A 20,549-nucleotide genomic window follows, 5' to 3' on the forward strand; every position below is an offset into this window, starting at 1 on the left:
AACCTACATCAAAGGGTGAAACATTAACGTTTCTCGATAAAGATCATGGCCGAAGACGAGAAGAACAAGGGTGGCAGGCCGCGCCTGTATGACGACCCGGCCCTCTTCGAGGCCAAGGTCGAGCAATACTTCGATAAGTGCGACGACGCGGAAAAGCCTCGCATCCCGACTGTCGCAGGCCTCGCCTATGAGCTTGGTTTCGCCAGCCGCCAGAGCCTTCTCGACTACGAAAAGGATGAGCGGTTTTCTTGCGCCGTATCGCGGGCGAGACTTCGCATCGAGATGGACCGATCCGAGCGCCTGGTCTCGAAAGATCAATATACGCCCGGTCTGCCGATGGACCTTGCCAGCAATCACGGCTGGACCACGGCCCGCACTGAGACGGATGCGAACGTCACGATAAAGGACGCTGCCCGGACCCTTGATGACAAGCTCAGTAAATACGCTGACGCCGCCTCAGATGCGTTCGCTCCTGAAGGAGCTGACGACTGAGGAGAAGGCGGCGCTCAACTATCGCTGGGAGTTCTGGGCAAGGCCCGACCAGCTTGAGCCGTCCGGTGACTGGTGGACGGTCTGGCTCGCCCTTGCTGGACGCGGCTGGGGTAAGACCCGCTGCGGTGCCGAATGGGTGCGCCAGATCAAGAACGAGGTTGGCCGCATCGGCCTGATCGCTCCGACCGCTGCCGATGCCCGTGATGTCATGGTCGAAGGCGAAAGCGGTATCATGGCGATCTCGCCGCCCTGGGACCGTCCATTGTTCGAGCCGTCCAAGCGCCGGCTGACATGGGATAACGGGGCCATGGCAACGCTGTATTCAGCGGATGAGCCTGACCGGCTTCGCGGGCCCCAGCACGCCGCACTCTGGTGTGATGAGCTGGCCGCATGGAAATACATGCAGGAAGCATGGGACATGGCGATGTTCGGGCTGCGGCTTGGTAATCGCCCGAAGGTCTGCGCGACGACGACGCCGCGACCACTGCCCCTGATCCGCGAATTGCTGAAGTCGAAAACGACCTGCGTCAGTCGCGGTCGGACATATGACAATCTGGCCAACCTTGCCCCGGCCTTCCGGGCGGCAGTGTTGGCGAAGTATGAGGGCACACGCCTCGGCCGCCAGGAACTGAACGCGGAAGTCCTGGACGATGTGCCGGGGGCGCTCTGGACCAGGCAGACAATCGAGGAAGCGCTGTGGCGCAATGACCTGCCGGACATGAAGCGGATCGTGGTTGCGGTCGACCCGTCCGGGGCTTCTGGAACCGATGGCGAGAAGGCAGATAGTATCGGGATCGTGGCCGCTGGCCTCGGTGTTGATGGTCTCGGCTACATTCTCGCTGACAGGACATGCGACCTTTCCCCGGCTGGCTGGGGGCGGCGCACGGTCGATACCTATAACGAGTTTGGCGCCGATCGCGTGGTTGCTGAGCGGAACTATGGCGGGGCCATGGTCGAGCACGTCATCCGCACCGTCGATAAGTCGGTGAGCTACAAGGAAGTGGTCGCCAGCCGGGGCAAGGTCATTCGGGCCGAGCCGGTTGCCGCCCTCTACGAACAAGGACGGGTCCGCCATGTCGGCGGGCTGACTGAACTCGAAGACCAGATGTGCGCAATGACGAGCGACGGGTACATGGGCGATGGCTCTCCCGACAGGCTCGATGCTGCTGTCTGGGCGCTGAGCGACCTGATGCTTGGTGATGCACCTTATACGCTGGATTGGGTCTGACATGGGCTATGATATGATTGCCGCCGACAGCCTCCGCAGCTTCCAGAGCGGGCTCGGCACGCCTGACGACAAGACCACGGGCTCACACTTCTACCTGAACATCCTGCAGCCCGACCAGCTCGAAGCCATGTATGGCAGCGACTGGATGGCCCGCAAGGCGGTGGACATTCCCGCCTTTGACAGCGTGCGCGCCTGGCGTAACTGGCAAGCCGAGGCCGACCATATCACGGCCATCGAGAAAGAGGAAAAGCGCCTCGGGCTCAAATCCAAGCTGCTCGATGCGATGATCCTCGGCCGCCTCTATGGCGGCGCTGCCCTTGTCATGGGCGTGCGCGACGATGACCCACTTTCCCCGCTCCGGCCGGAAACCGTGAAGCAGGGCGATCTCCGCTACGTCCATGTCATGGACAAGTCCGAGCTGACATCCAGCGAGATGCGCCGCGACCCCGAAGACGAATGGTATGGCGAGCCAAGAACCTACAATCTGAACACCGATGTTGGCGCCGCCTATCAGATCCACCCCTCTCGCGTCATTCCGCTGACCGGCGCCCGCCGCGCCAACCGTCAGCGCCGGAAGGTGGACCCGTGGGGCGATAGCGTCCTGCAGGCGATTGTGGATGCAGTGAAGAATGCTGCCCTGGCCAGCCAGTCCATCGCCCAGCTTCTGAGTGAAGCGAAGGTGGACGTGGTCAAGATTCCCGACCTCGCCGAGCACCTTTCCACGGCAGAGAGCACGCAGCGCTTAACCACTCGCTGGCACACAGCGATGACGATCAAGTCGACCATCAACGCGCTGCTGCTCGCGGGCGGTGAAGAGTACGAACAGAAGCAGGTCAGCTTCGCCCAGCTCCCGGAAGTGCTGCAGCAATACATGCTGGTGGTGTCCGGTGCGGCGGATATCCCGGCGACCCGCTTTCTCGGCCAATCCCCGGCCGGCATGAGCGCCACCGGCGAAAGCGACCTCAAGAACTATTACGACCGCATCGGCGCCGAACAGGAACTCACCCTTACGCCCAAGCTGAACAGGCTCGACGAGGTCATGATCCGGTCGGCGCTGAATGACCGCCCCGATGAACTTCATTACAACTGGGCTCCTTTGTTTCAAAAGGATGCGAAGGAACTCGCCGAGATCGAGAAGACACGCTCGGAAGCCGCCGCCAAGAACGCTTCCTCCGGCCTCATCCCGACCGCCCCCATGGGCAAGGCACTGATCAACGCGATGATCGAAAGCGGCCAGTGGCCGGGCCTCGAAGACGCGATGGAAGAGTACGAGGCGGAGACGCCCGAGTTCGACCCGAACGCAGGCGACCCGAACAACCCGGACCCGGATGCGCCGGTCGATCCAGACCCGGAAGATGATCCGACGCAAGCGGCCGATGCGGCGCCAAGGACGCTGTATGTGTACCGGAAGGTGCTGAACGCTGGCGAGATCGTGAAGTGGGCGAAAGAGCAGGGCTTCGAAAACCCGCTCGAAGCCGACGACATGCATGTAACGATTATGCATTCGAAAAGCCCCGTTGACTGGATGAAGGCCTCAGACACATTCCTGCAGGAGCGCGACGGCAAGCTCGTCGTACCGCCCGGCGGTCCTCGTATCGTCGAGCCTCTGGGCGACAAGGGCGCGGTCGTCCTGCACTTCGCATCGTCGGAACTTTCCTGGCGCCACGAAGACATCAAGCGCAAGACTGGCGCGGAATGGAGCTTCCCGTCCTTCGAGCCTCACATCTCGATCGTCTATGAGGGCGCGGGCGACATGGACTTGTCGAAGGTCAAGCCGTTCACCGGCAGGATTGAGCTTGGTCCGGAAATCTTCGAGGAGTTCGTCGATAGCTGGCGCCCCAACACGAAGGACGCGCTCCCCCGTGACGCACGCGGGCGCTTCGTCAAACGGTCATGAGCTTTGACCTCGCCGAGCTGGCCCGGCAGGAAGGCCTGCGCAAGAACCGCGTGCTTCGCGGCATCGAGATCACGGACACGCTGAAGCGGGATCTCTACCGCATCGTGGTGCGACCGGTGCGGGCATGGGAGCGGCAGGTCATCGACCGGATACGCCCGGCCTACGGTCAGGCCATGTCCACGCTGACCCGCGATGATGAGAGCGACGACCTGGCCGAGGCGATCAGGATAGCAGAGGCGCAGGCCGCCGGCGCGACCGTCACGGTCGATGCGGAAGTTCGCGGCTGGGTGCTGGACGCCCTGAAGTGGCATGAACAGCGCTGGGCGGATGCGGTCAAGGCCGGGACAGGCATCGACGTGTTTCCCTTCATCGACCGCAAGGAAAACGCGGCGCGGGTGAAGGCCTTCCAGAGCCAGATCGCCAACCTCGTCAAGGATGTCGACGCGAAGACGAAGAAGGAAATTGCCGATACGGTCTGGCGCGGCTTCGCCGAGGGCAAGCCCCGGAAGAAGATTGCGAAGGAACTGACCGAGCGTATTGGCATCGCCCGGCGCCGCGCGAACACGATTGCAGTCGACCAGGCACAGAAGCTGAATGGCGAGCTGACCCGGATCCGGATGTCCGAGGCCGGCGTCCAGCATTATCGCTGGCGACATAGTCAGAAACGCCGTTTCCGTCCGGCTCACAAGGCGCGCGAGGGGCGCATCTACAAGCTCGGCGAACCGCTGGGGGATGAGCCAGGCATCGCGATTTACTGTTTCCCATCAGGGCAACCAGTCAGCATCCATGACGATGTACTTAAAATCTGGCGCCGTTGGCACAGCGGCCATCTGACCGAGTTCGTTACGGAAGCGGGCGAAAGAGTAAGTTGTACAGCGAACCACCCGATTCTTACGAACACCGGCTGGAAGCCGGCTGAGGCTCTGAATGTCGGCGACTATATCGCTCAACCGAGCTTCAGCAGCCTCCATGCAGGCGATGTATACATAGAACAGCGAGAGCCCACGATCGGCGAGGTGTTTGCAGCGGGCCAAACCATTCTTGGAGCGGTATCGGTGAATGTGCGACCGGGAGACTTCCACGGCGACGTTATTGCTGACGAGAATATCGACGTTGTAGACGCCGATGGCGGCCTGAGGCGTGAAATCACAGCCTGCATCAGTCAGGGCGTCTCGGAGCGTGTCTTCGAACATGCCCATGCGACTCTCATTGGCCTCAAACGTGCGGGCGCGCTTAAGACGCTGCCGCATTGGTCTCTTAGTGCCCGTGACAGCCGCGTGCGCAGCCTCCGTCTGCTTGAAGCGCTCTTCTGGCGTCATCTGATCCCAGACGATGCGCCCGGCCTCAGCCGCGCCTCGGATTGGTACGCCATTGCGCTTGAGCATGTCGGTGATGGTCTTGCGCTGGGGGCCGAGGCGATCGCTGAGCGATTTGACGGACTCGCCAGAAAGGTAGGCCCGGATCGCTTCCGCCTCATCGTACTGTATGCTGTTACTAGGGCGGCGGCCGAAACGGCTGACCCGATATCCGCGCCTGGATCGGAGGTGCTTGGACAAGCAATCGGGATGGAACCCGACCATGGTGCCAACCGCCTTGAGAGTTTCGCCGGCGTCGAGCTTCGATATAGCAAAGTCGAGGTCTGCGTCAGTCGGGCTTGGGAGGGACATGTCTACAATTTCCAAACTGCTTCAGGTTGGTACATAGCAGGAACAGCCGGGGTTGGGAACTGCGGATGCGTGTCGGAGCCAGTGGTGGATGTCGAGAATAATAACGGGGCCACGGAAGGGCAGGTTGCCGAAGCCGACGCACCGGCCACGGCGCCGGTCGATCCGCTACCGGAAAAGCACCCGATGAAGGGCAAGGGCGGTGAAGGGCTGGGTGGAGCCTCTGCCGAGATCGCGGAGGCCGAGGCGCTGGAAAGCGTTGTCGCCAATCTCAGCACGATATCGCCCGGAATTGTCCGCAAGGCCCGAGATGGAAACGAGAACGCGCTGAACGGCATCGGCTTGAAGATGACCACGGTCACGAACAAGCGCCGGCCGTTCATGGGAACGCGCGGCTTCGACAAGCACATACAGGACTATGCCGCCGCAACCACCCGCGCTGGGCGGATTGATGCGCTGGTCTACCTGCTGCACTCACTGAAGGCGGAGGCCCGCCGCTTTTCGGGACTCTACAGCACCTATTACGAGGATGACTTCATCCCGCCATTGCCGCCGCTGCCGTGAGGATCACATGAAGCTGGAAGACATCACCGCCGCGATCATGGAAGCGCTGGAAGCCCAGTGCTCGCAAGGCGAGGCTCCACGCCTCATGATGGTGGAGGCCGACGACTTCTCGTCAGTCTCGATCGAGGGCAGCTTCGATATCCGGGCGATTGCAGCGCATGTGGCGCAGCGCTTGCCGCGTGAGGCGGTCTTCACGGCGTCGGAAGCCGGGAGTGTCCAGTTCGACGGCAAGGGCGGGCTGACCATCAATATTGCGCCGGGTGCGCTGGGGCGGATTGGCTGATGATCGACGCATTCCGGGGAAAGACTATCAGCATCCTCGGCGGCGGTCCCAGCATCAACGACCTCGATATCCGCACCCTCGGCTCTGATCCGGTGATCGCGGTGAACAATGCGGGCCTCGACGTCTTCCCGGATGCTGACGTGCTCTTCGTCATGGACCGGCGCTGGTTCGACTGGAACCGGGAGCGCCTTCATCTGAACCGGTCGAAATACCGGGTCATCCGCCAGTTCCAGGAGCCGCGCGGCTGGGAACTGGCGTGGCCTGTGATCGAGCTGCAACACGACAAGTTCGGGACACTGAGTGAGGATCCGAAAAAACTCGCCGGGGCCTGTGGCGGAGCCATGGCGCTGAACCTCGCCTATCTGATGGGCGCGGCCCGCATCATCCTGCACGGCTTCGACATGCGACCGGGCAACTATCACGATGACCACCGGGTCAAGACACCGGTGAACAAGTACGAGGCCGACTTCATTCCCTCGATCGAGGCGATGGCGGTTCGGCTGGAAGGGAAGGTCGAGGTGTTCAACGCTACGCCAAATTCTGCCCTGCGCTGCTTCCCATTAATAGAGAAGCTATCGACATGACACAGACAATAAACGAAGCGGAAAAAGAGAACCGGAAGGGCGTGATCGAAGTGTTCGGGGCGGCCGATACAGCCATGATCAACCAATTGATTCCTGGGCTGTTCGATCGCGTTGGGGCCTGCGAGATGCTATTCACGGCCAAGACAGTGACGCGTAACTTCTCGAATGGCGCGAGCCGTATCGGTCCTGAGCCCGTTGCGGAGATCACATGTTTTTGCCTAGACTTCGAGGCGATCGAGCTGGGTCAAGACCCGCCCTATTATGATCTGACGGTCGAGAGAAACGCGGCTGAGCCGATGGATATCGGAGAGCAATCCGGGAAAGCTATCGAGTTCGAGTCTTTCATGCGTCCGCAGAAGGTGGTTGAGAGCTGGATATTTACAAAGCGGCTGGAGACGCACCCGCAATGACCATCCACCCCGACGCCTTCATCCATCCGATGGCGCTGGTGGAGGGGGCTACGGTTGGGGCGCGCACCCGCATCTGGCAATTTGCTTCGGTGATCCGGGGCGCTGTGATCGGGGCGGACTGCTCGATTGCGAGCGGCGCCTGTATCGATGGGTCAACAGTCGGTGACGAGACGGTCATCGCCCATAATCTGGCCGCTGGGCCGGGCTTTCAAATCGGCAGCCGGGTCTTCATCGGCCCGAATTGCACGCTTTGCAACGATGGCTGGCCGCGCGCCGGGAAGACCGGGTTCGATGTGTCGGCCTACAAGGATCGCCCCGCCATCATCATTGAGCCTGATGCAAGCATCGGCGCGAACAGCGTCATCCTGCCGGGTGTCCGCATCGGCGTCGGTGCCATGATCGGTGCCGGATCGGTTGTGTCCAAGGATGTGCCTGCCTGCCATGTCTGGATGAAGCACGGAGAAATGCGGCCGATCACGATGGAAGATGAAATCAGCCGGCAGAATAGGCGGGTGCGCTTTGCAGCCTGATCTCGTCGTCGCGACCCTCCTTTGGGACAGCAACCAGAACAGCAAGAGTTTCAGCCAGGCCTATGACGAAAGCTGGGCCGAAAAGCTATACCGCGGCTTCGCCCGCAACCTGACTGCGCCCTTCGAGTTCATCTGCTTCACTGACCGGGAGCGCGACTTCGGCGAGCCGATCACACAAAGGCTCATGACCAACCGGACGCCGGGATATGGCGACTGCATCGAACCCTACCGGCTGAATCGGCCCATGATCCTCGTCGGGCTGGATACCATCGTCACCGGCAATTGTGATGCTCTGGCGGAATACTGCTTCACCGCGGAGCGTATCGCCGTGCCGCTCGATCCATACTGGCCCTCTCGGGTGTGCAACGGGGTGGCCTTGGTCCCTGCCGGGCATGCCCACGTCTATGACCGCTGGCGCGGGCAGAACGACATGGAATGGATACGCCGGCAAAGCCCTGACGTACTGGACATGCTCTTTCCGGGGCAGGTGCTGAGCTACAAGGTCCACGTCAAGCCGCATGGGCTGGGGGATGCGCGGATCGTCTATTTTCACGGGCCTGAAAAAATGCACGAGGCGCCCGTCTGCGACCTCGACTGGGTGCGCGAGCACTGGAGATAATTCACTCTTTGTTCCGAGGATGGAAAGGGCTAGAGTAAACGAGCCGCCAGGTGCTGGTAACACCGAAGCGGCTCTGACCGATCAACATGGAGCGAACCCATGCCAATGGCTGCAAAACCAATATCACAACTGCTGCGCGGTGAAACTCACTTCTCCCGCCTTGAGGTCATCGGCGAGGCGCCGCCAGTCGTTCATGCTGACGGTCGCAAAAAGCGTTATGCGAGGTGTCGCTGCGAATGCGGTGAGATCGTGGATGTCTATTATTGCAGCCTGCTACAGGGCCGCACCAAGAGCTGCGGCTGCTATTCGGCTGACGTTCACCGGGAAACGGCACCCAAGATGCGGGAGGCCTGGACCCGCCATAAGCATACGGCTGACGGCACCATGACGAGCGAGTATCATGCTTGGACGGGCCTGAAGTATCAGGTGCAACACGCCGACGGCGCACAACTACGAAAGATACGGCGGGCGCGGGATCAAAGTCTGTGACCGCTGGCTGAACAGCTTCGAAGCATTCTACGAGGATATGGGGCCGAAACCCGGCCCATCATATTCTATCGACCGCATCGATAATGATGGCGATTACGAGCCGTCCAATTGCCGTTGGGCGACCCCGAAAGAGCAAGCAGGCAACCGAAGAAACCCAACAGCCTAACCGCTGGACGGACCCGGAGACCAATCATGAAAATCACTGACAGCGTGACGCTCGGCGACGCCCGAGTGAACGATCGCGGCTTCCTTGAAGCCAACGCCCGGACGGCTCGGACGGGCGTGCAGGTATACAGAGGCAGCGAGATGGGGAAACCCGAACTCGCCACCGTGAACGTCTACCGTGACGAGGCGGAAGTCTTCTCCAAGACTTCGCTTCAAAGCTTCTCGAAAATCCCAATCACGCTCGATCATCCCGCCTCCGGGGTGAACGCTGACAACTGGTCGAAACTCGCCAAGGGCACGACCGGCGACGAGGTTCTGCGAGATGGCGAGTACCTGAAGATTGGTCTCAAGATCACTGATGCCGAAGCCGTGAAAGCGGTGAGCGACGGCAAGCGCGAGCTGTCGGTCGGCTATTCAACCAACATTGTCTGGGAAGATGGCGTCGCCCCGGACGGAACACCTTACCAGGCGCGGCAAACCGCGATTGTGGCTGATCATATCGCCATAGTCTCGCGCGGCCGCGCTGGCTCGGAATGCAGGATCGGCGATGACGATCCGCATAGCTGGGGCATCTGCCCTGTAGTGGAAAACCACGAACGAAAGGAATCGGTCATGACCGACAAGACCACTCAAATCATCAGGGACGGGCTGCCGGTCAATGTGCCGGAAGCTGCTGCCCCGATCATCCAGAAGATGTTCGCCGACGCTGATAAGGCGATTGCCGACCTGCAGAAGCAGCTCGACACGGCGAACCAGACTGTCAAGACAAAGGATACCGAACTCGGCAAGAAAGACGCCGAGATCGAGGATCTGAAGTCGAAGCAGTTCGATGACGCCAAGCTCGACCAGATGGTCGCCGACCGCGCCGATATCGTCGCCAAGGCAAAGGCCATTGCGCCGAACCTGAAGACGGACGGCGTCTCGAATGCGGACCTGAAGAAGCAGGCCGTGGCCGCGAAGCTCGGCGACGAAAAGGTCAAGGACAAGTCCGACGATTATGTCGCTGGCCTGTTCGACCACCTCACGGCTGATGCCAAGCCTCGCAATCCGCTGTCTGACGGCATCAAGGATTCGAAAGTCGTCGATCTCTCCGATTGGGGTGATGACGTGTTTGCCCGTGCGGGCGTCAACGCCAAGAAGGGAGCATAACCCATGGCACTCACCGAAGGCGCTCGTAACGCGCAATTCCTCGTCTCGGAAGCGAACAACTATCGCTCTCGCGGCGCCGCCACGGTTGTCGTTCCTGCGAACACCACGCTCGCAGCCGGCACCATCCTTGGCTACGACACGTCTGCCGAGAAGTACGTCAACCCGGACTTCAGCTTCGCCTCCGGCGATCTGGAAAACCAGGCGCTTCTCTACGAAACGCTCGTGAACGACACCGGCTCGGCTGTCGATCATGTCGTTACGCTCATCGAGCGTGACGCCGAAGTCGTGGGCGCTCATCTCACCTACGTGGATGAAGCCGACGACACAGCCAAGGCAACCGCCAACGCGGCGCTCGCCACCAAGGGCATCATCGTCCGCTAGCAATCGACTGGCCCGCTGAGAAGCGCGCCCTTCCCATAGAAGGATACTTTCATCATGGCATCCATGGATGTGTTCAACAGCTCTGCGTTCAGCATGACTTCGCTGACCGGCGCTGTTGAGAAAACCGACTACAAACCGCAACTGCTCGGCGAGCTGGGCATTTTCGAGCCCATGCCGGTGCGCACGCGCACTGTCTTCGTTGACGAACGCGAGGGCACTCTCTCGCTCATCCCGTCCTCGCCGACCGGCGCCCCGCCTGAAGAGCTGGTGAAGGATAGCCGCCGTGCTGTCCCACTCCAGACGACCCGCCTCGCCAAGGGCTTCACGCTCTATGCCGAGGAAGTCCAGGGCATCCGCCAGTATGGCTCGGAAACCGAGCTGATGCAGGTGCAGTCCGAATATCTGCGCCGCATGGCCCGCGTGACCGACGACATGGAGCTCACCCACGAGTTCCACCGCCTCGGCGCGCTGCAGGGCAAGCTGCTCGATGCTGACGGCAGCACGGTGATCTATAACTACTTCACCGAGTTCGGCGTCAGCGAAGCGGCGGCCATCGACTTCGCTCTCACCACTGACGGCACCGACGTTCGCGGCAAGTGCCATGCGGTGACGCGCGCGATGGCTCGCTCTTCTAAGGGAGCATTCACGTCTCAAACGACCGTGCATGCCCTCGTCGGCGATACCTTCTACGACAATCTGATCTCGCATCCGAATGTCGAGAAGACCTTCCAGAACTGGGCGGCTGCAGCCGATCTTCGCGAAAACACCGCTTTCGGTGCGTTCACCTTCGGCGGCATCACCTGGCACAACTATCGCGGCACCGACGACAATTCGTCCGTTGCGATTGCGGCCAACGAAGCGAAGTTCTTCCCGGTCGGGGCGAATGGCGTCTTCAAAAAGGCGATGGCGCCGGCCGAGTTCGGGCCGTTCGTCAATACCGCTGGTCAGAACACCTATGCGATCAACGTCCTCGACCGTGATCGTCAGGCGTGGACGCGGGGCGAGCAATACTCGTACCCGCTCTACTTCTGTCAGCGCCCTGCTGTTCTCCGCAAGGCGGTCGGCAACACCTAAGCAGGTGACTGAGACGGGGGCCATCGTGCCCCCGTTTCCATTTTCAGGAGATACCCCATGCCGAAATACAAGATCGAGAACAACTCGCCGTTCGGAAAGGCCTTCAAGGTCTTCGGCGGCACGCATGAAGTGCGGCGCGGCACAACCGAAACCATCGAGGTTGAACACGAGTTCTCTGACGAACAGATCGAAGCCTTTGCCCGCGATGATGTGACCATTACGCCGGTCAAAGCCTCTGCCTCGAAGTCCTCCAAGGCCTCTGCCTCGAAAGACGAGAAGTCCGAGGACAAGAAAGACGGCGAGGACGAATAGGCCATGGCCTACACGCCCGCCGATGCAACCACGTTCAAGGCGCGTTTCCCGGCCTTTGCTGCCGTCGATGATGATGTCATCACGGCAGCGCTTGGCCGGGCGCGCCGGGTGGTCGACTCCTCGTGGCTTGCCGACGATCGGCAGGAAGCCGAGAGCCTGTATGCTGCTCACGACCTCACCATGGATGGCCTCGGCGCGACCCGTGAAGCGCAGCTACAGGGTTTCCACCGTCTGAAGCTCGGCTCGCTCGAGCTGGAGCGCGAAAGCGGCGGGTCCGGAGCATCCAGCACGTACAATCTCACGACCTATGGCAAGAGGTTTCTGGCAATCCTGAAACGCAATGTGCCGGGAGTTGTCGCCCTCGGAGGGTCCAGCTGATGGCTGGTCTTCTCGGTGGTGATCTCAAGGAAGTCTTCGGCAGCGTCTTCGCCCCGCTTCTGCTGGATGCGACGATCACGAAAGTCACGCTCGCCGATGACGGCTATGGCGGCTTCACCGAAACCGAACAGACCGCCGCCGCAAAGGGCATGGTCGAGGCCTACAGCGCCTATACCCGTGCGCAGGCGGGCATCCCATCCACGGATGTGAAGCTGATCATCCTGCAAAAGGATGTGGCGCTCACACCGGACCTCGACAGCAAGATCACGATCCGGGGGCAGGATTACTCCATTCAGGCGATCGAGGAAGACCCGGCACAGGCCGCATGGACCATCCAGGGCAGGCCGACCAATGGCTAAGTTCAAGGGCGTCAATCGCCACCGCAAGCACCTGAAGCAGATGCGCGGGCGCGAACTCGTCAACGAGCTGGGCAAGCGCGTCTTCGAAGCCGCCGATAAAGTGCGCACAGAGGCGCACGTCCTGATTGCGAAGGACGCCATTCAGGGCAAGGGGCACATACCGTCCAGGCCCGGAGAGCCGCCGAACAAGGATGAAGGCACTCTCACCGAAAAGACCACCGCGCGGCGAACCGGTCCGCTGAAGGCTGTCGCGGAGTCTGCAGCAGACCATTCCGTACCCTTGGAGTATGGCACGAGCACTATGGAAGAGCGCCCCTTCATGCGCCCCGCCGCTCGAACCGTTCGCCAGCAATACACCGTCAACATCCGCGCGGGCGTCAACCGCGTGAACAGGAAAGGATAGCCACGATGTGGTGCAAATTCTCAGATGATTTCAACTGGCGCCCTTCGCGCCGTGGCATGCGGTCTTTCAAGGCTGGCCAGAAGGTCAACGTTCCGCTCGCCTGCGTCGAAGCCGCCGAAGCGGCAGGCAAAGGCAAGCGCACCTCGAAAGAGGACAACACGTCTGAAACCGAGTCCGAGGCCACCGAAGTCTTCCTCACCGACGAGACCGAAGACGAGACCCCGAAGAAGCAATCCATGTTCGGCAAGCTGACAGGCACGGCAGACCGTGACGCCGACTGATCATTCCCTCCCGTTGCGCCGGGCCGTGGTCGCGCACTTGCGCAGCGTCTCGGCCGTCACCGATCTTGTGACCGCAACCCGCATCTATGGCCGGCGCGTGCCCGACAATCCGGCATGGCCCTTCATTCGCTACGGTGTGCCAGACACGCGGCCCTATGAGGCCACGGGGCAGGGTGGCAGCGACAGCGCGATCACGGTGCATGCGTTCGCACGCGGTCCAGATGAAAGCGACTGCGCCGAACTGGCGGCGGTCATCGTGGAAGCCCTGTCTTCTGATCAGCTGCCGCTTGAAAACGATCTCGGTCTCGTCTCGCTCGACTGGGAGCGCACGCAGATCCTCGAAGATGGCGACGAGAGCGCCGACTACCACGCAGTTATCGAATTTTCGGTGGTGACCACCGGATAGCAGACCTCGCCCGGCCCAGGCGCAGGATTCAACGACATGAGGTGTGGGCAGCCTCGTGATGCACCGCTGTGAAGCGGCGCGGCCCAATAGAAGGATGCCCATTTATGGCTCTGGCTCAAACCATCAAGTTCGGCTCGGCAATGATCATGCTGGGCGACGGTGCTTCGTCCGAAACGTTCGAAGCACCCTGTGGCTTTACCGAACTCACCATGACGGTGAACATCGAGAGCAACACGACCAACATTCCCGACTGTGAAGACCCGGACCTTCCGTCCTGGCTGATCTCGGATGAGGTCTCCAAGCAGATGACGCTCTCCGGCTCCGGTGTGCTCGACAAGGACGCGAAACAAATCTGGGATGACTGGGTGATGGCAGGCGGCGAGAAGAATGTCCGCTGGTTCATCGACCTGCCTTCCGGTGAGGGCGGCGGTTACTACGAGGCCCCCGCGATCCTGACGCAATACGAGCAGACCTTCTCGCGCGGCCAGCGTGCGAATGTCAGCATCGGCATCGCGATGAACGGAAAACCGAGCTTCACGGCCGGCAACAGCTAATGCCGGGACCGTATCGAAGCTGCGAAGTCACGCTTGAGTTCGCAGACGCAGACTACCTCTTCCGGCTCCCGCTCAAACGGATCGCGGAGCTGGAAGAACGCTGCGGCAGCCCCATCGGTACGATCTGGAAGCGTGTCTGTCTCACCGGCGATTACCATGCCGTCGATCTGATCGAGACCGTCAGGCTTGGTCTCATCGGCGGCGGCATGGACGCGCAGGACGCCCGCAAGCTCATTGACCGCTATTGCGATCAGTGGCCGCTGGCGGAATGGCACAAACACGCCCTCGCTATCCTCGGCGCGTGTGTCGAAGGCTACGAGGTCGCGGAGACGGCCCCGGAGGCGGACAGCCCAAAAAAGCAGGAGGCGGCGGGGACGGATACCTCAACCTCGTCGCCTGCTACGCGGTCGGCCTCGAAAAAGGCATCCCGCCCAAAGACATCGAAGACCTCACGCTCTGGCAGTGGCAAGGCATGATCGCCGAGCACAACAAGCTCATGAAGCCCGCCGACGCCGACGCACCGACAGATGAAGAGTTCGACGGCGCGCTTGACCGCATCCGGGCGATGAACCTGCCCGATGTGAGGGTCTAGATGTGTGTCCAGCCAAGTCTGCGCACTATTCGGCTTACGGTCGTTGGCGTCACTTCGAAGATGTCCGCGAGCTGAGAAAGAGAATGGGAGGGCCTAAGGCGGCGCATCTCCAGCACTTGCTCTTCGGTCAGTTTGGCATGTGGGTTCACTTCGCCTACTTGATGGGTGCCGTGCTCGACCTTGTCGGCCATGTTTTCCGACGGAGATTTCCAGCTGATGTGTCGAGGGTTTATGCAGGCGCGTTGATTGCAGGAGTGAGCGGAATGCCAGCTTTCGTCCGGCGGAGCGCCGCGCGTTTGGGCGCAGATGGCTCTAGCAGCGAACACCGGACGGCCGAATAACCAAAGGCGACCGTAACCGTCCTTTGTTTTCTGGTGAGGCCACAGAATGCATTCGTCAGTGTCTGAGCGCAGCGCCCGTGCGAAGAACGAAAGTTGCTCTCCCGGGCTGGTTCGAAGTGGCTTTGTCGCTTGGGCGGAGCCGGATCGAGACTTTCGAGTGTAGTGGGCTTGGCATAACCCTTTGGCTATATGCTTGTTGCCACACCCTTTGATCGAGCAAACCGGGCCATGATTGTGGTTGCGCATGGGGCCGCCAGCCGTAGGGGAGCCGTGCCGAAGAAAGCGTAGATGATGGGCTTTGCACCAACCTCGCGCCTTAACCGGCTTGCCGCAGCCGTCGATAGAACATATTCGGGAAGTAGCCATGAGAGCCTCCACATAGGCTGATTGGTCAGAACCCGCTTTGGCGCGCCAACGCCGGGGCGGGTTCGCTACCTTACCCCAATCGACACCGTGAACAAACCAAAAACCTGCCTGATGGGCGGAAAGGTGTAGCTATGTGCTCTAGATCTATAATTCTGCATGAGATTGAGCAGAGCATGGCTCCCTATCTGCGAGCCGTTGCCCGAGCCGAAAAGTTGTTCGATCAGAAGATGCGCGAGAAGCGGCAGTCCAAGAAGGGCGGTGAATAATGGCCGTCCGTGCAGATTCAGTCATCGTCGAACTTGAGGCCCGCGTTGCCGAGTATGAGCGCAAGATCGCCGGTGCTGACCGCAAGTTCGACAAGCACATGGACTCCATGCGCCGGTCGGCCGGGCTGACAGAGCGCCGCAACGTCCAGGCGTTCAACAATATCAGCACCTCGGCGAACAACATGGGCCGCACGCTGGCAGGGGCTGCTTCGGCGCTGGCTCTGGCGGCCGGCGCTGCCGCAGGCATCCGCGTGCTCGCAGGCTTCTCGCAGGCCATGTCCACGGTGCAGGCCGTGACGCAGGCCACGGAATCACAAATTGAATCCCTGACAGCAAAAGCCCGTGACCTTGGGGCTACAACCCGCTTCAGCGCCACACAGGCGGCTGAAGGCATGCTGTTCCTCGCTCGTGCCGGTTTTGACACCGAGCAGGTTCTCGGATCGATCGAGGGCACGCTACAGCTTGCTCAGGCGGGCAATCTCGATCTTGGACGTGCGGCAGATATCGCCTCAAACGTCCTGCAGGGCTTCCGGCTGGAAGTCTCCGAAACGGCGCGCGTGGTCGATGTGCTGGCCAAGGCGGCGAACTCTTCGAACACGGACGTTAACCAGCTTGGCGAGGCGATGAAGTATGTCTCGCCGATCGCGGCTGGTCTCAATGTCGGCATCGAAGACACGGCAGCGGCGGTTTCCGCGCTATCCGACGCTGGCATTCAGGCAGAAATGGCCGGCACCGGCCTCCGCCGCGTCATGATCGGCCTCGAAAAGCAGTCCAAGCAGGGCGAGAAGGTTCTCGCCAAGTACGGGCTCAAGATGGAAGACGTTGCTCTTTCCTCGACAGGCTCACTCGCCGAGTCGCTACAGCGCCTTGCTGATGCCGGTATCAATACCGCAGACGCCATGACGCTCTTTGGCCTCCGTGGCGGTCCCGCCTTCGAGGTGCTGCAATCTTCTATCCCGAAGGTTCGCGAACTATCCGCCGCTTATGACGAGGCTGGTGGCACCGCCGAGCGTGTTTCCAAGATCATGGATGACAACCTCAATGGCGCACTGCTGGCCACACGCTCGCGCCTGGAGGAACTGGTGCTTGCCCTTGGCGAGGCCGGGGCGGAAGACGGGCTCATCATTGCGCTGGAAAGCCTGCAAAAGCTGCTCGTGCTTGCGGCAGAGAACGCCGACATTCTGGGCGTGGCGATCATCGCCCTGTCTGCCCGTGCGCTCCTGCCGCTGGCGGCGAAAATTGTGCCTGCCGTCGCCGCCGCACTGGGCTCAGCCATTGCGTCACTCGTCGGGATGACCACGGCGGCCGGAGCTGCGACAGCCGCAACAACGGCGCTGGGCAGTGCCCTCAGTGTTATTGGCGGCCCGGCCACGCTTGCCATTGCGGCCGCAGCCGCAGCCTTCGTTATCCTCGGCAGGAATGCCCGCGAAGGTCGGCGCGCGATCGAGGAAGCGCAGGCCTCCATCGAGAGCATAAACGCAGCGCTCGAACGCACATCAGAGTTCGATAGCTTCAATGAGGTGCGTACCGGAGCCGAAAATTCGATCCCGGCGCTCAACCGCATGCGGGACGCCGTGCGAGAAATCAGTGAAGCCATCCAGGAAGTCACGGCGGCAACTATTGTCCAGCAGATGACTGATCTTTCAGTCGCCGTCGCTGAGGCGGAGTCGAAACTGGAGACCCTGCGAAAGAAGCGCGACGAAGCCTCCACGGTCGGCTTTGGGTCACTCGGGGTCACACGGGAAACGCCGGAGTTCGATAAGCAAATCCTGCAAGTGGAGCAGAAGCTTGCGGTCTTGCGTGGCCAGTTCTCAGGGGTGCTGGAAGGCGCCTTCGGCGAAGAGGGCGTCAACATCGGGGAAGCCATAGCCGAAGGTGGTATCGATGGGCTGGTCAAAGCGCTTGGGCAGCGCTCAACCGAGCTGCGCAATGTCGGCATCATTGAGGCTGAACTCGAACAGATCGAGAAGCTGAAGGACTCGCTTGAGCAGGCCCGCGCTGCTGGCACGGATGGTGCAGTCGAGCGCTTCCAGCAACAGATTGCCATCGCCGAGGAGACGATCAAGCTTCTGAATGCTGGCCTGGACGAAGCCACGGCCAGAGACCTTGCCCGCGAGACGGTGCAGGGCGGCAGGAGCCCGACAGGCTCCAGCAAAAATGCTGAGGTCGAAGCGGCCAAAGAGGCCCTCGCCGAACTCGAAGACGCCTTCAAGACCACTTACCAGATCGAGCGCGACGAAGCGAAGAAGGCCTATGACGAGCAGATCGCGGCCATCGAGACGCTTGGCCTGAAGGGCGAGGAAGCCCGTGAACGCCAGCTCGCCGCGCTTGAGGCCTACAACAACGAACTCGACCGCATCAAGGACGAGGAAATCGCGGCCGAAGACGAAAAGATTGCGAAGAAGGAGGAGGTCACCCAGCGCGAACTCGACATGATCGAGGAAATCGCGGCTGCGCGTGACCGCCTGGCCGGTCGAGGCTTCGCCTTGATCGAGCGTGAGTACGACCGCCGAAAGAAGGCTATCGAAGACGAGATCGAGGACGAGGGTCGCAAGAATGAGGCCCTCGCCGTGCTCGCTGAGGAGCGCGCTCTCGCAGAAGAAGATTACAAGCGCAAGGTTCTGGGCGAAGGCGAGTATTCCAGCGACCCCGCTGAGCGTATCAACGCCCAGAAGGACAAGGAACTCGAAGCCCTTGAGGAGCTGCTGACCGAGAAACAGGTTCTTGAAGAAGAGTATGAGCTTCGCCGTCAGGAAATCATCGCCGAGAGCGAAGAGAAGATCGCCGAGATCAGGGCGCAGTCGGCTATTCAGCAGCTCGAAGCCGGCCAGCAGCTTTTTGACGGCCTCGCCGGTCTCGCCAAGACATTCGCGGGCGAGCAATCCGGCATCTACAAGGCCATGTTCGCGATCGAGAAGGCGTTTGCTATCGCTTCATCGATTGTCCAGATCCAGAGCGGCGTGGCAAAGGCTCTGAGCCTTCCATTTCCATCAAACCTTGCTGCCGCCGCGACCGTTGCCGCGCAAGGGGCGCAGGTCATCGCGACGATCGAGGGCGCGACAGCCAATTTCGGCGGTGGACGCGAACGCGGTGGCCCCGTGAGGCCTGACGAGTTTTACGAGGTCAACGAAAAGGGCAAACCAGAGCTTCTGCAACGTGGTGGAAAATACTACCTCATGTCCGGTGGATATGGGCAGGTGCAGCCCGCTGTCACAGCGCCGAACATGGAAGCGCAGCTATCCCGTATTTCTCAGGCCAGCGCGGCGAGCCCGGCATTCGTCGGCGGCGGCAATCGTCCAATCAGTGTCAGCGGATCATCACTCGTCATTCAGGGCAATGTGACCGATGATGCGCTGCCTCGTCTCGAGGCTGCCATGGCACGTATGAACCGCGACATGGAAGGCCGGGTTCAGCGGGTAATCGCCCGTGACCGGCTCCGCACGACACCACGCCACCAGCGCGATAGGTTCCTAAACGGGTAAATCTGTCATAGGCTCCACGCTCCCTAGCACAAGAGGAGAACACATTGAGGGGACTTACAACAATAATGGCCGCGTTCGCGCTGGCGGCCTGCAGCACAACAGCCGGGACCGAGGCAAAGACCATGTATAGCGGCTTCGACGATGCGGCGGTCGTTCACATCGATCCGCACGGCAACGCATGTACGCAGTTCATCTGCACAGGCTTCGGCGGGCAATGGCAGGAGTCCAAGCCGGACATTTTCCTTCTCAGGGCCGCAGTGTTCAACGAGACCACGGCAATTCTCGGCGTGTCCTTCAATATCGACGGCGAAACAGTCGAGCTTGAGCGGGCGGGCGGCTTCACTGACTTCGAGCGCGTGCTTGATTCCGTTGAGGGGTCGGAAAAGGATTTTGTCGCTCCGGTCACCCTGATTGACCGCATTCTTACGGCGGATCGAGTGTGGATGCGCGTCACGACCAGCGATGGAAACATCGAAGATGCCGTAGTCGACGGCGACAAGGACAGCAAAGCCTATAATGCCCTGAAACGATTTTCTGCGGAGATCGAGAAGGTGGGCGCCGCCGAATAGGCGGCCGCCGAAACTACGACTGACACAGGCCCCGCTCCGGCGGGGCCTTTTTGTACCCGAACACAGGCCGCCCCTCACCGGGCGGTTTTTCTTTGCCCGAAAGGTCTCCCATGAGCGCAGGTGAACAGGCGCCCTGTCTCGGCATCATCGAGGCAGTTTGGCAGCGCAATGAAGTCCAGACCGAGACCGCGTCCAATTCAGGCGAGGCCGATATCATCGAGATCGGTGATCCGTTCTGGTCGATCGAGGTCAAGGTCAACATCAAGGATCGCGCACACTTCGATGACTGGGAAGCCTTTCTTGCCCGACGCCGCCTGCAAGACCTGACCTTCACGATGTGGCGGACCTTCCGGCCCAATCCCCGCGATACCTCGATCAGCTCTGACACCGGCCTCGGCGTATCCTCGATCAATGTGGCCAACAGCACGATCACGCTTTCTGGCTATGGTGCCGGCAAAAAGGCCCACCCCGGCGACATGATCTCCTATATCACGGCGGGTGATGGCTACTGGATCGGCCAGGCAACGGCTGAGGCGACCGCTGACGGCTCGGGCGTTATCACGATCCCGGTATGGCCACGCCCCGTCACGGCGAATGCAACGCCGCTCCCGCGCCGCATCCAAGCGCTGGGCGAGTTCCGGCTGTCTGGCAGTCCCCGCATCCGTGAGGGTCACAAGAACTGGTCTATCGACTTTGAAGCCCAGCAGGTGC

25 protein-coding genes are annotated in these 20,549 nt (G+C 61.1%); 24 read left to right on the forward strand and 1 reads right to left on the reverse strand.

Going from position 1 to position 20,549, the window contains the following annotated elements:
* Nucleotides 1–45 precede the first annotated feature (45 nt).
* The 21 genes from Q1K29_RS16890 to Q1K29_RS16990 all read left to right on the forward strand — a co-directional run bounded on the left by Q1K29_RS16890 (nt 46) and on the right by Q1K29_RS16990 (nt 14,698).
* A complete protein-coding gene (locus Q1K29_RS16890) occupies nt 46–492 on the forward strand; it encodes a terminase small subunit (protein ID WP_300396397.1) in 447 nt (148 codons plus the stop codon).
* Nucleotides 425–1,720: a terminase family protein gene (locus Q1K29_RS16895; RefSeq protein ID WP_300396399.1), complete on the forward strand. Its 1,296-nt coding sequence runs from the start codon at nt 425–427 to the stop codon at nt 1,718–1,720. Before Q1K29_RS16890 ends, Q1K29_RS16895 begins: the two co-directional genes overlap by 68 nt.
* A 1-nt stretch (nt 1,721) precedes the next feature.
* The gene (locus Q1K29_RS16900) at nt 1,722–3,617 is read left to right on the forward strand and encodes a phage portal protein (protein ID WP_300396401.1); all 1,896 of its coding nucleotides are present in this window, start codon (nt 1,722–1,724) and stop codon (nt 3,615–3,617) included.
* On the forward strand, nt 3,614–5,845 hold the full coding sequence (locus Q1K29_RS16905) for a phage minor head protein (RefSeq protein ID WP_300396403.1): 2,232 nt from the start codon (nt 3,614–3,616) through the stop codon (nt 5,843–5,845). The genes Q1K29_RS16900 and Q1K29_RS16905 overlap by 4 nt, the downstream gene beginning before the upstream one ends.
* A gap of 7 nt (nt 5,846–5,852) precedes the next feature.
* Entirely contained in the window at nt 5,853–6,128 is a 276-nt protein-coding gene (locus tag Q1K29_RS16910) for a hypothetical protein (RefSeq protein ID WP_300396404.1), read from the forward strand.
* Nucleotides 6,128–6,712 (forward strand): hypothetical protein, encoded by a 585-nt coding sequence (locus Q1K29_RS16915; RefSeq protein ID WP_300396406.1) that lies wholly within the window; start codon nt 6,128–6,130, stop codon nt 6,710–6,712. The genes Q1K29_RS16910 and Q1K29_RS16915 overlap by 1 nt, the downstream gene beginning before the upstream one ends.
* Complete coding sequence (locus tag Q1K29_RS16920) at nt 6,709–7,122, forward strand: hypothetical protein (protein WP_300396408.1); 414 nt, start codon at nt 6,709–6,711, stop codon at nt 7,120–7,122. Before Q1K29_RS16915 ends, Q1K29_RS16920 begins: the two co-directional genes overlap by 4 nt.
* Nucleotides 7,119–7,652 carry a DapH/DapD/GlmU-related protein gene (locus Q1K29_RS16925; RefSeq protein ID WP_300396410.1) on the forward strand — a complete coding sequence of 178 codons (534 nt, stop codon included), beginning with the start codon at nt 7,119–7,121 and terminating at the stop codon, nt 7,650–7,652. The genes Q1K29_RS16920 and Q1K29_RS16925 overlap by 4 nt, the downstream gene beginning before the upstream one ends.
* Complete coding sequence (locus Q1K29_RS16930) at nt 7,642–8,271, forward strand: hypothetical protein (protein ID WP_300396412.1); 630 nt, start codon at nt 7,642–7,644, stop codon at nt 8,269–8,271. Before Q1K29_RS16925 ends, Q1K29_RS16930 begins: the two co-directional genes overlap by 11 nt.
* A 99-nt stretch (nt 8,272–8,370) precedes the next feature.
* Entirely contained in the window at nt 8,371–8,760 is a 390-nt protein-coding gene (locus Q1K29_RS16935) for a hypothetical protein (RefSeq protein WP_300396413.1), read from the forward strand.
* Nucleotides 8,761–8,952: 192 nt separating this feature from the next.
* A complete protein-coding gene (locus Q1K29_RS16940; protein WP_300396415.1) occupies nt 8,953–10,074 on the forward strand; it encodes a DUF2213 domain-containing protein in 1,122 nt (373 codons plus the stop codon).
* Nucleotides 10,075–10,077: 3 nt separating this feature from the next.
* On the forward strand, nt 10,078–10,455 hold the full coding sequence (locus Q1K29_RS16945; protein WP_300396417.1) for a head decoration protein: 378 nt from the start codon (nt 10,078–10,080) through the stop codon (nt 10,453–10,455).
* A 54-nt stretch (nt 10,456–10,509) separates the two neighbouring features.
* Nucleotides 10,510–11,529 carry a major capsid protein gene (locus tag Q1K29_RS16950; protein ID WP_300396419.1) on the forward strand — a complete coding sequence of 340 codons (1,020 nt, stop codon included), beginning with the start codon at nt 10,510–10,512 and terminating at the stop codon, nt 11,527–11,529.
* Between the two features lie 57 nt (nt 11,530–11,586).
* Nucleotides 11,587–11,841, forward strand: a complete 255-nt coding sequence (locus Q1K29_RS16955) for a hypothetical protein (protein WP_300396421.1) — start codon at nt 11,587–11,589, stop codon at nt 11,839–11,841.
* 3 nt (nt 11,842–11,844) lie between these two features.
* Nucleotides 11,845–12,219, forward strand: a complete 375-nt coding sequence (locus Q1K29_RS16960; RefSeq protein ID WP_300396423.1) for a DUF4054 domain-containing protein — start codon at nt 11,845–11,847, stop codon at nt 12,217–12,219.
* The gene (locus Q1K29_RS16965) at nt 12,219–12,578 is read left to right on the forward strand and encodes a hypothetical protein (protein ID WP_300396424.1); all 360 of its coding nucleotides are present in this window, start codon (nt 12,219–12,221) and stop codon (nt 12,576–12,578) included. Before Q1K29_RS16960 ends, Q1K29_RS16965 begins: the two co-directional genes overlap by 1 nt.
* Nucleotides 12,571–12,981, forward strand: a complete 411-nt coding sequence (locus tag Q1K29_RS16970) for a hypothetical protein (RefSeq protein ID WP_300396426.1) — start codon at nt 12,571–12,573, stop codon at nt 12,979–12,981. The genes Q1K29_RS16965 and Q1K29_RS16970 overlap by 8 nt, the downstream gene beginning before the upstream one ends.
* Before the next feature lie 5 nt (nt 12,982–12,986).
* Nucleotides 12,987–13,262: a hypothetical protein gene (locus tag Q1K29_RS16975; protein WP_300396427.1), complete on the forward strand. Its 276-nt coding sequence runs from the start codon at nt 12,987–12,989 to the stop codon at nt 13,260–13,262.
* Nucleotides 13,249–13,668 carry a DUF3168 domain-containing protein gene (locus tag Q1K29_RS16980; RefSeq protein WP_300396429.1) on the forward strand — a complete coding sequence of 140 codons (420 nt, stop codon included), beginning with the start codon at nt 13,249–13,251 and terminating at the stop codon, nt 13,666–13,668. Before Q1K29_RS16975 ends, Q1K29_RS16980 begins: the two co-directional genes overlap by 14 nt.
* 104 nt (nt 13,669–13,772) lie before the next feature.
* Nucleotides 13,773–14,222, forward strand: a complete 450-nt coding sequence (locus Q1K29_RS16985; protein ID WP_300396431.1) for a phage tail tube protein — start codon at nt 13,773–13,775, stop codon at nt 14,220–14,222.
* The gene (locus Q1K29_RS16990) at nt 14,222–14,698 is read left to right on the forward strand and encodes a gene transfer agent family protein (RefSeq protein WP_300396433.1); all 477 of its coding nucleotides are present in this window, start codon (nt 14,222–14,224) and stop codon (nt 14,696–14,698) included. Before Q1K29_RS16985 ends, Q1K29_RS16990 begins: the two co-directional genes overlap by 1 nt.
* 112 nt (nt 14,699–14,810) lie before the next feature.
* Here Q1K29_RS16990 and Q1K29_RS16995 read toward each other — a convergent pair whose 3' ends face one another.
* Nucleotides 14,811–15,005 (reverse strand): hypothetical protein, encoded by a 195-nt coding sequence (locus tag Q1K29_RS16995; protein WP_300396435.1) that lies wholly within the window; start codon nt 15,003–15,005, stop codon nt 14,811–14,813.
* Nucleotides 15,006–15,786: 781 nt separating this feature from the next.
* Between Q1K29_RS16995 and Q1K29_RS17000 the strand changes: the two genes are divergently transcribed.
* The 3 genes from Q1K29_RS17000 to Q1K29_RS17010 all read left to right on the forward strand — a co-directional run.
* Complete coding sequence (locus Q1K29_RS17000) at nt 15,787–19,269, forward strand: phage tail tape measure protein (protein WP_300396437.1); 3,483 nt, start codon at nt 15,787–15,789, stop codon at nt 19,267–19,269.
* Between the two features lie 44 nt (nt 19,270–19,313).
* Complete coding sequence (locus Q1K29_RS17005; RefSeq protein ID WP_300396439.1) at nt 19,314–19,838, forward strand: hypothetical protein; 525 nt, start codon at nt 19,314–19,316, stop codon at nt 19,836–19,838.
* A 110-nt stretch (nt 19,839–19,948) separates the two neighbouring features.
* On the forward strand, nt 19,949–20,549 hold a 601-nt coding region (locus Q1K29_RS17010), incomplete at its 3' end, for a hypothetical protein (RefSeq protein WP_300396441.1).

It is taken from the genome of Henriciella sp. (assembly GCF_029937755.1).
Classification (GTDB): Bacteria; Pseudomonadota; Alphaproteobacteria; order Caulobacterales; family Hyphomonadaceae; genus Henriciella.

Bases quoted from the DNA above. Each gene is read 5' to 3' on its own strand.
- Q1K29_RS16960 (WP_300396423.1), top strand. From the start codon at position 11,845: ATGGCCTACACGCCCGCCGATGCAACCACGTTCAAGGCGCGTTTCCCG.
- Q1K29_RS16920 (WP_300396408.1), top strand. From the start codon at position 6,709: ATGACACAGACAATAAACGAAGCGGAAAAAGAGAACCGGAAGGGCGTG.
- Q1K29_RS16945 (WP_300396417.1), top strand. From the start codon at position 10,078: ATGGCACTCACCGAAGGCGCTCGTAACGCGCAATTCCTCGTCTCGGAA.
- Q1K29_RS16925 (WP_300396410.1), top strand. From the start codon at position 7,119: ATGACCATCCACCCCGACGCCTTCATCCATCCGATGGCGCTGGTGGAG.
- Q1K29_RS16985 (WP_300396431.1), top strand. From the start codon at position 13,773: ATGGCTCTGGCTCAAACCATCAAGTTCGGCTCGGCAATGATCATGCTG.
- Q1K29_RS16970 (WP_300396426.1), top strand. From the start codon at position 12,571: ATGGCTAAGTTCAAGGGCGTCAATCGCCACCGCAAGCACCTGAAGCAG.
- Q1K29_RS16890 (WP_300396397.1), top strand. From the start codon at position 46: ATGGCCGAAGACGAGAAGAACAAGGGTGGCAGGCCGCGCCTGTATGAC.
- Q1K29_RS16910 (WP_300396404.1), top strand. From the start codon at position 5,853: ATGAAGCTGGAAGACATCACCGCCGCGATCATGGAAGCGCTGGAAGCC.
- Q1K29_RS16950 (WP_300396419.1), top strand. From the start codon at position 10,510: ATGGCATCCATGGATGTGTTCAACAGCTCTGCGTTCAGCATGACTTCG.
- Q1K29_RS16995 (WP_300396435.1), bottom strand. From the start codon at position 15,005: ATGGCCGACAAGGTCGAGCACGGCACCCATCAAGTAGGCGAAGTGAAC.
- Q1K29_RS16905 (WP_300396403.1), top strand. From the start codon at position 3,614: ATGAGCTTTGACCTCGCCGAGCTGGCCCGGCAGGAAGGCCTGCGCAAG.
- Q1K29_RS16895 (WP_300396399.1), top strand. From the start codon at position 425: ATGACAAGCTCAGTAAATACGCTGACGCCGCCTCAGATGCGTTCGCTC.
- Q1K29_RS16965 (WP_300396424.1), top strand. From the start codon at position 12,219: ATGGCTGGTCTTCTCGGTGGTGATCTCAAGGAAGTCTTCGGCAGCGTC.
- Q1K29_RS16900 (WP_300396401.1), top strand. From the start codon at position 1,722: ATGGGCTATGATATGATTGCCGCCGACAGCCTCCGCAGCTTCCAGAGC.
- Q1K29_RS16940 (WP_300396415.1), top strand. From the start codon at position 8,953: ATGAAAATCACTGACAGCGTGACGCTCGGCGACGCCCGAGTGAACGAT.
- Q1K29_RS16955 (WP_300396421.1), top strand. From the start codon at position 11,587: ATGCCGAAATACAAGATCGAGAACAACTCGCCGTTCGGAAAGGCCTTC.
- Q1K29_RS16915 (WP_300396406.1), top strand. From the start codon at position 6,128: ATGATCGACGCATTCCGGGGAAAGACTATCAGCATCCTCGGCGGCGGT.
- Q1K29_RS16990 (WP_300396433.1), top strand. From the start codon at position 14,222: ATGCCGGGACCGTATCGAAGCTGCGAAGTCACGCTTGAGTTCGCAGAC.
- Q1K29_RS16975 (WP_300396427.1), top strand. From the start codon at position 12,987: ATGTGGTGCAAATTCTCAGATGATTTCAACTGGCGCCCTTCGCGCCGT.
- Q1K29_RS16935 (WP_300396413.1), top strand. From the start codon at position 8,371: ATGCCAATGGCTGCAAAACCAATATCACAACTGCTGCGCGGTGAAACT.
- Q1K29_RS17000 (WP_300396437.1), top strand. From the start codon at position 15,787: ATGGCCGTCCGTGCAGATTCAGTCATCGTCGAACTTGAGGCCCGCGTT.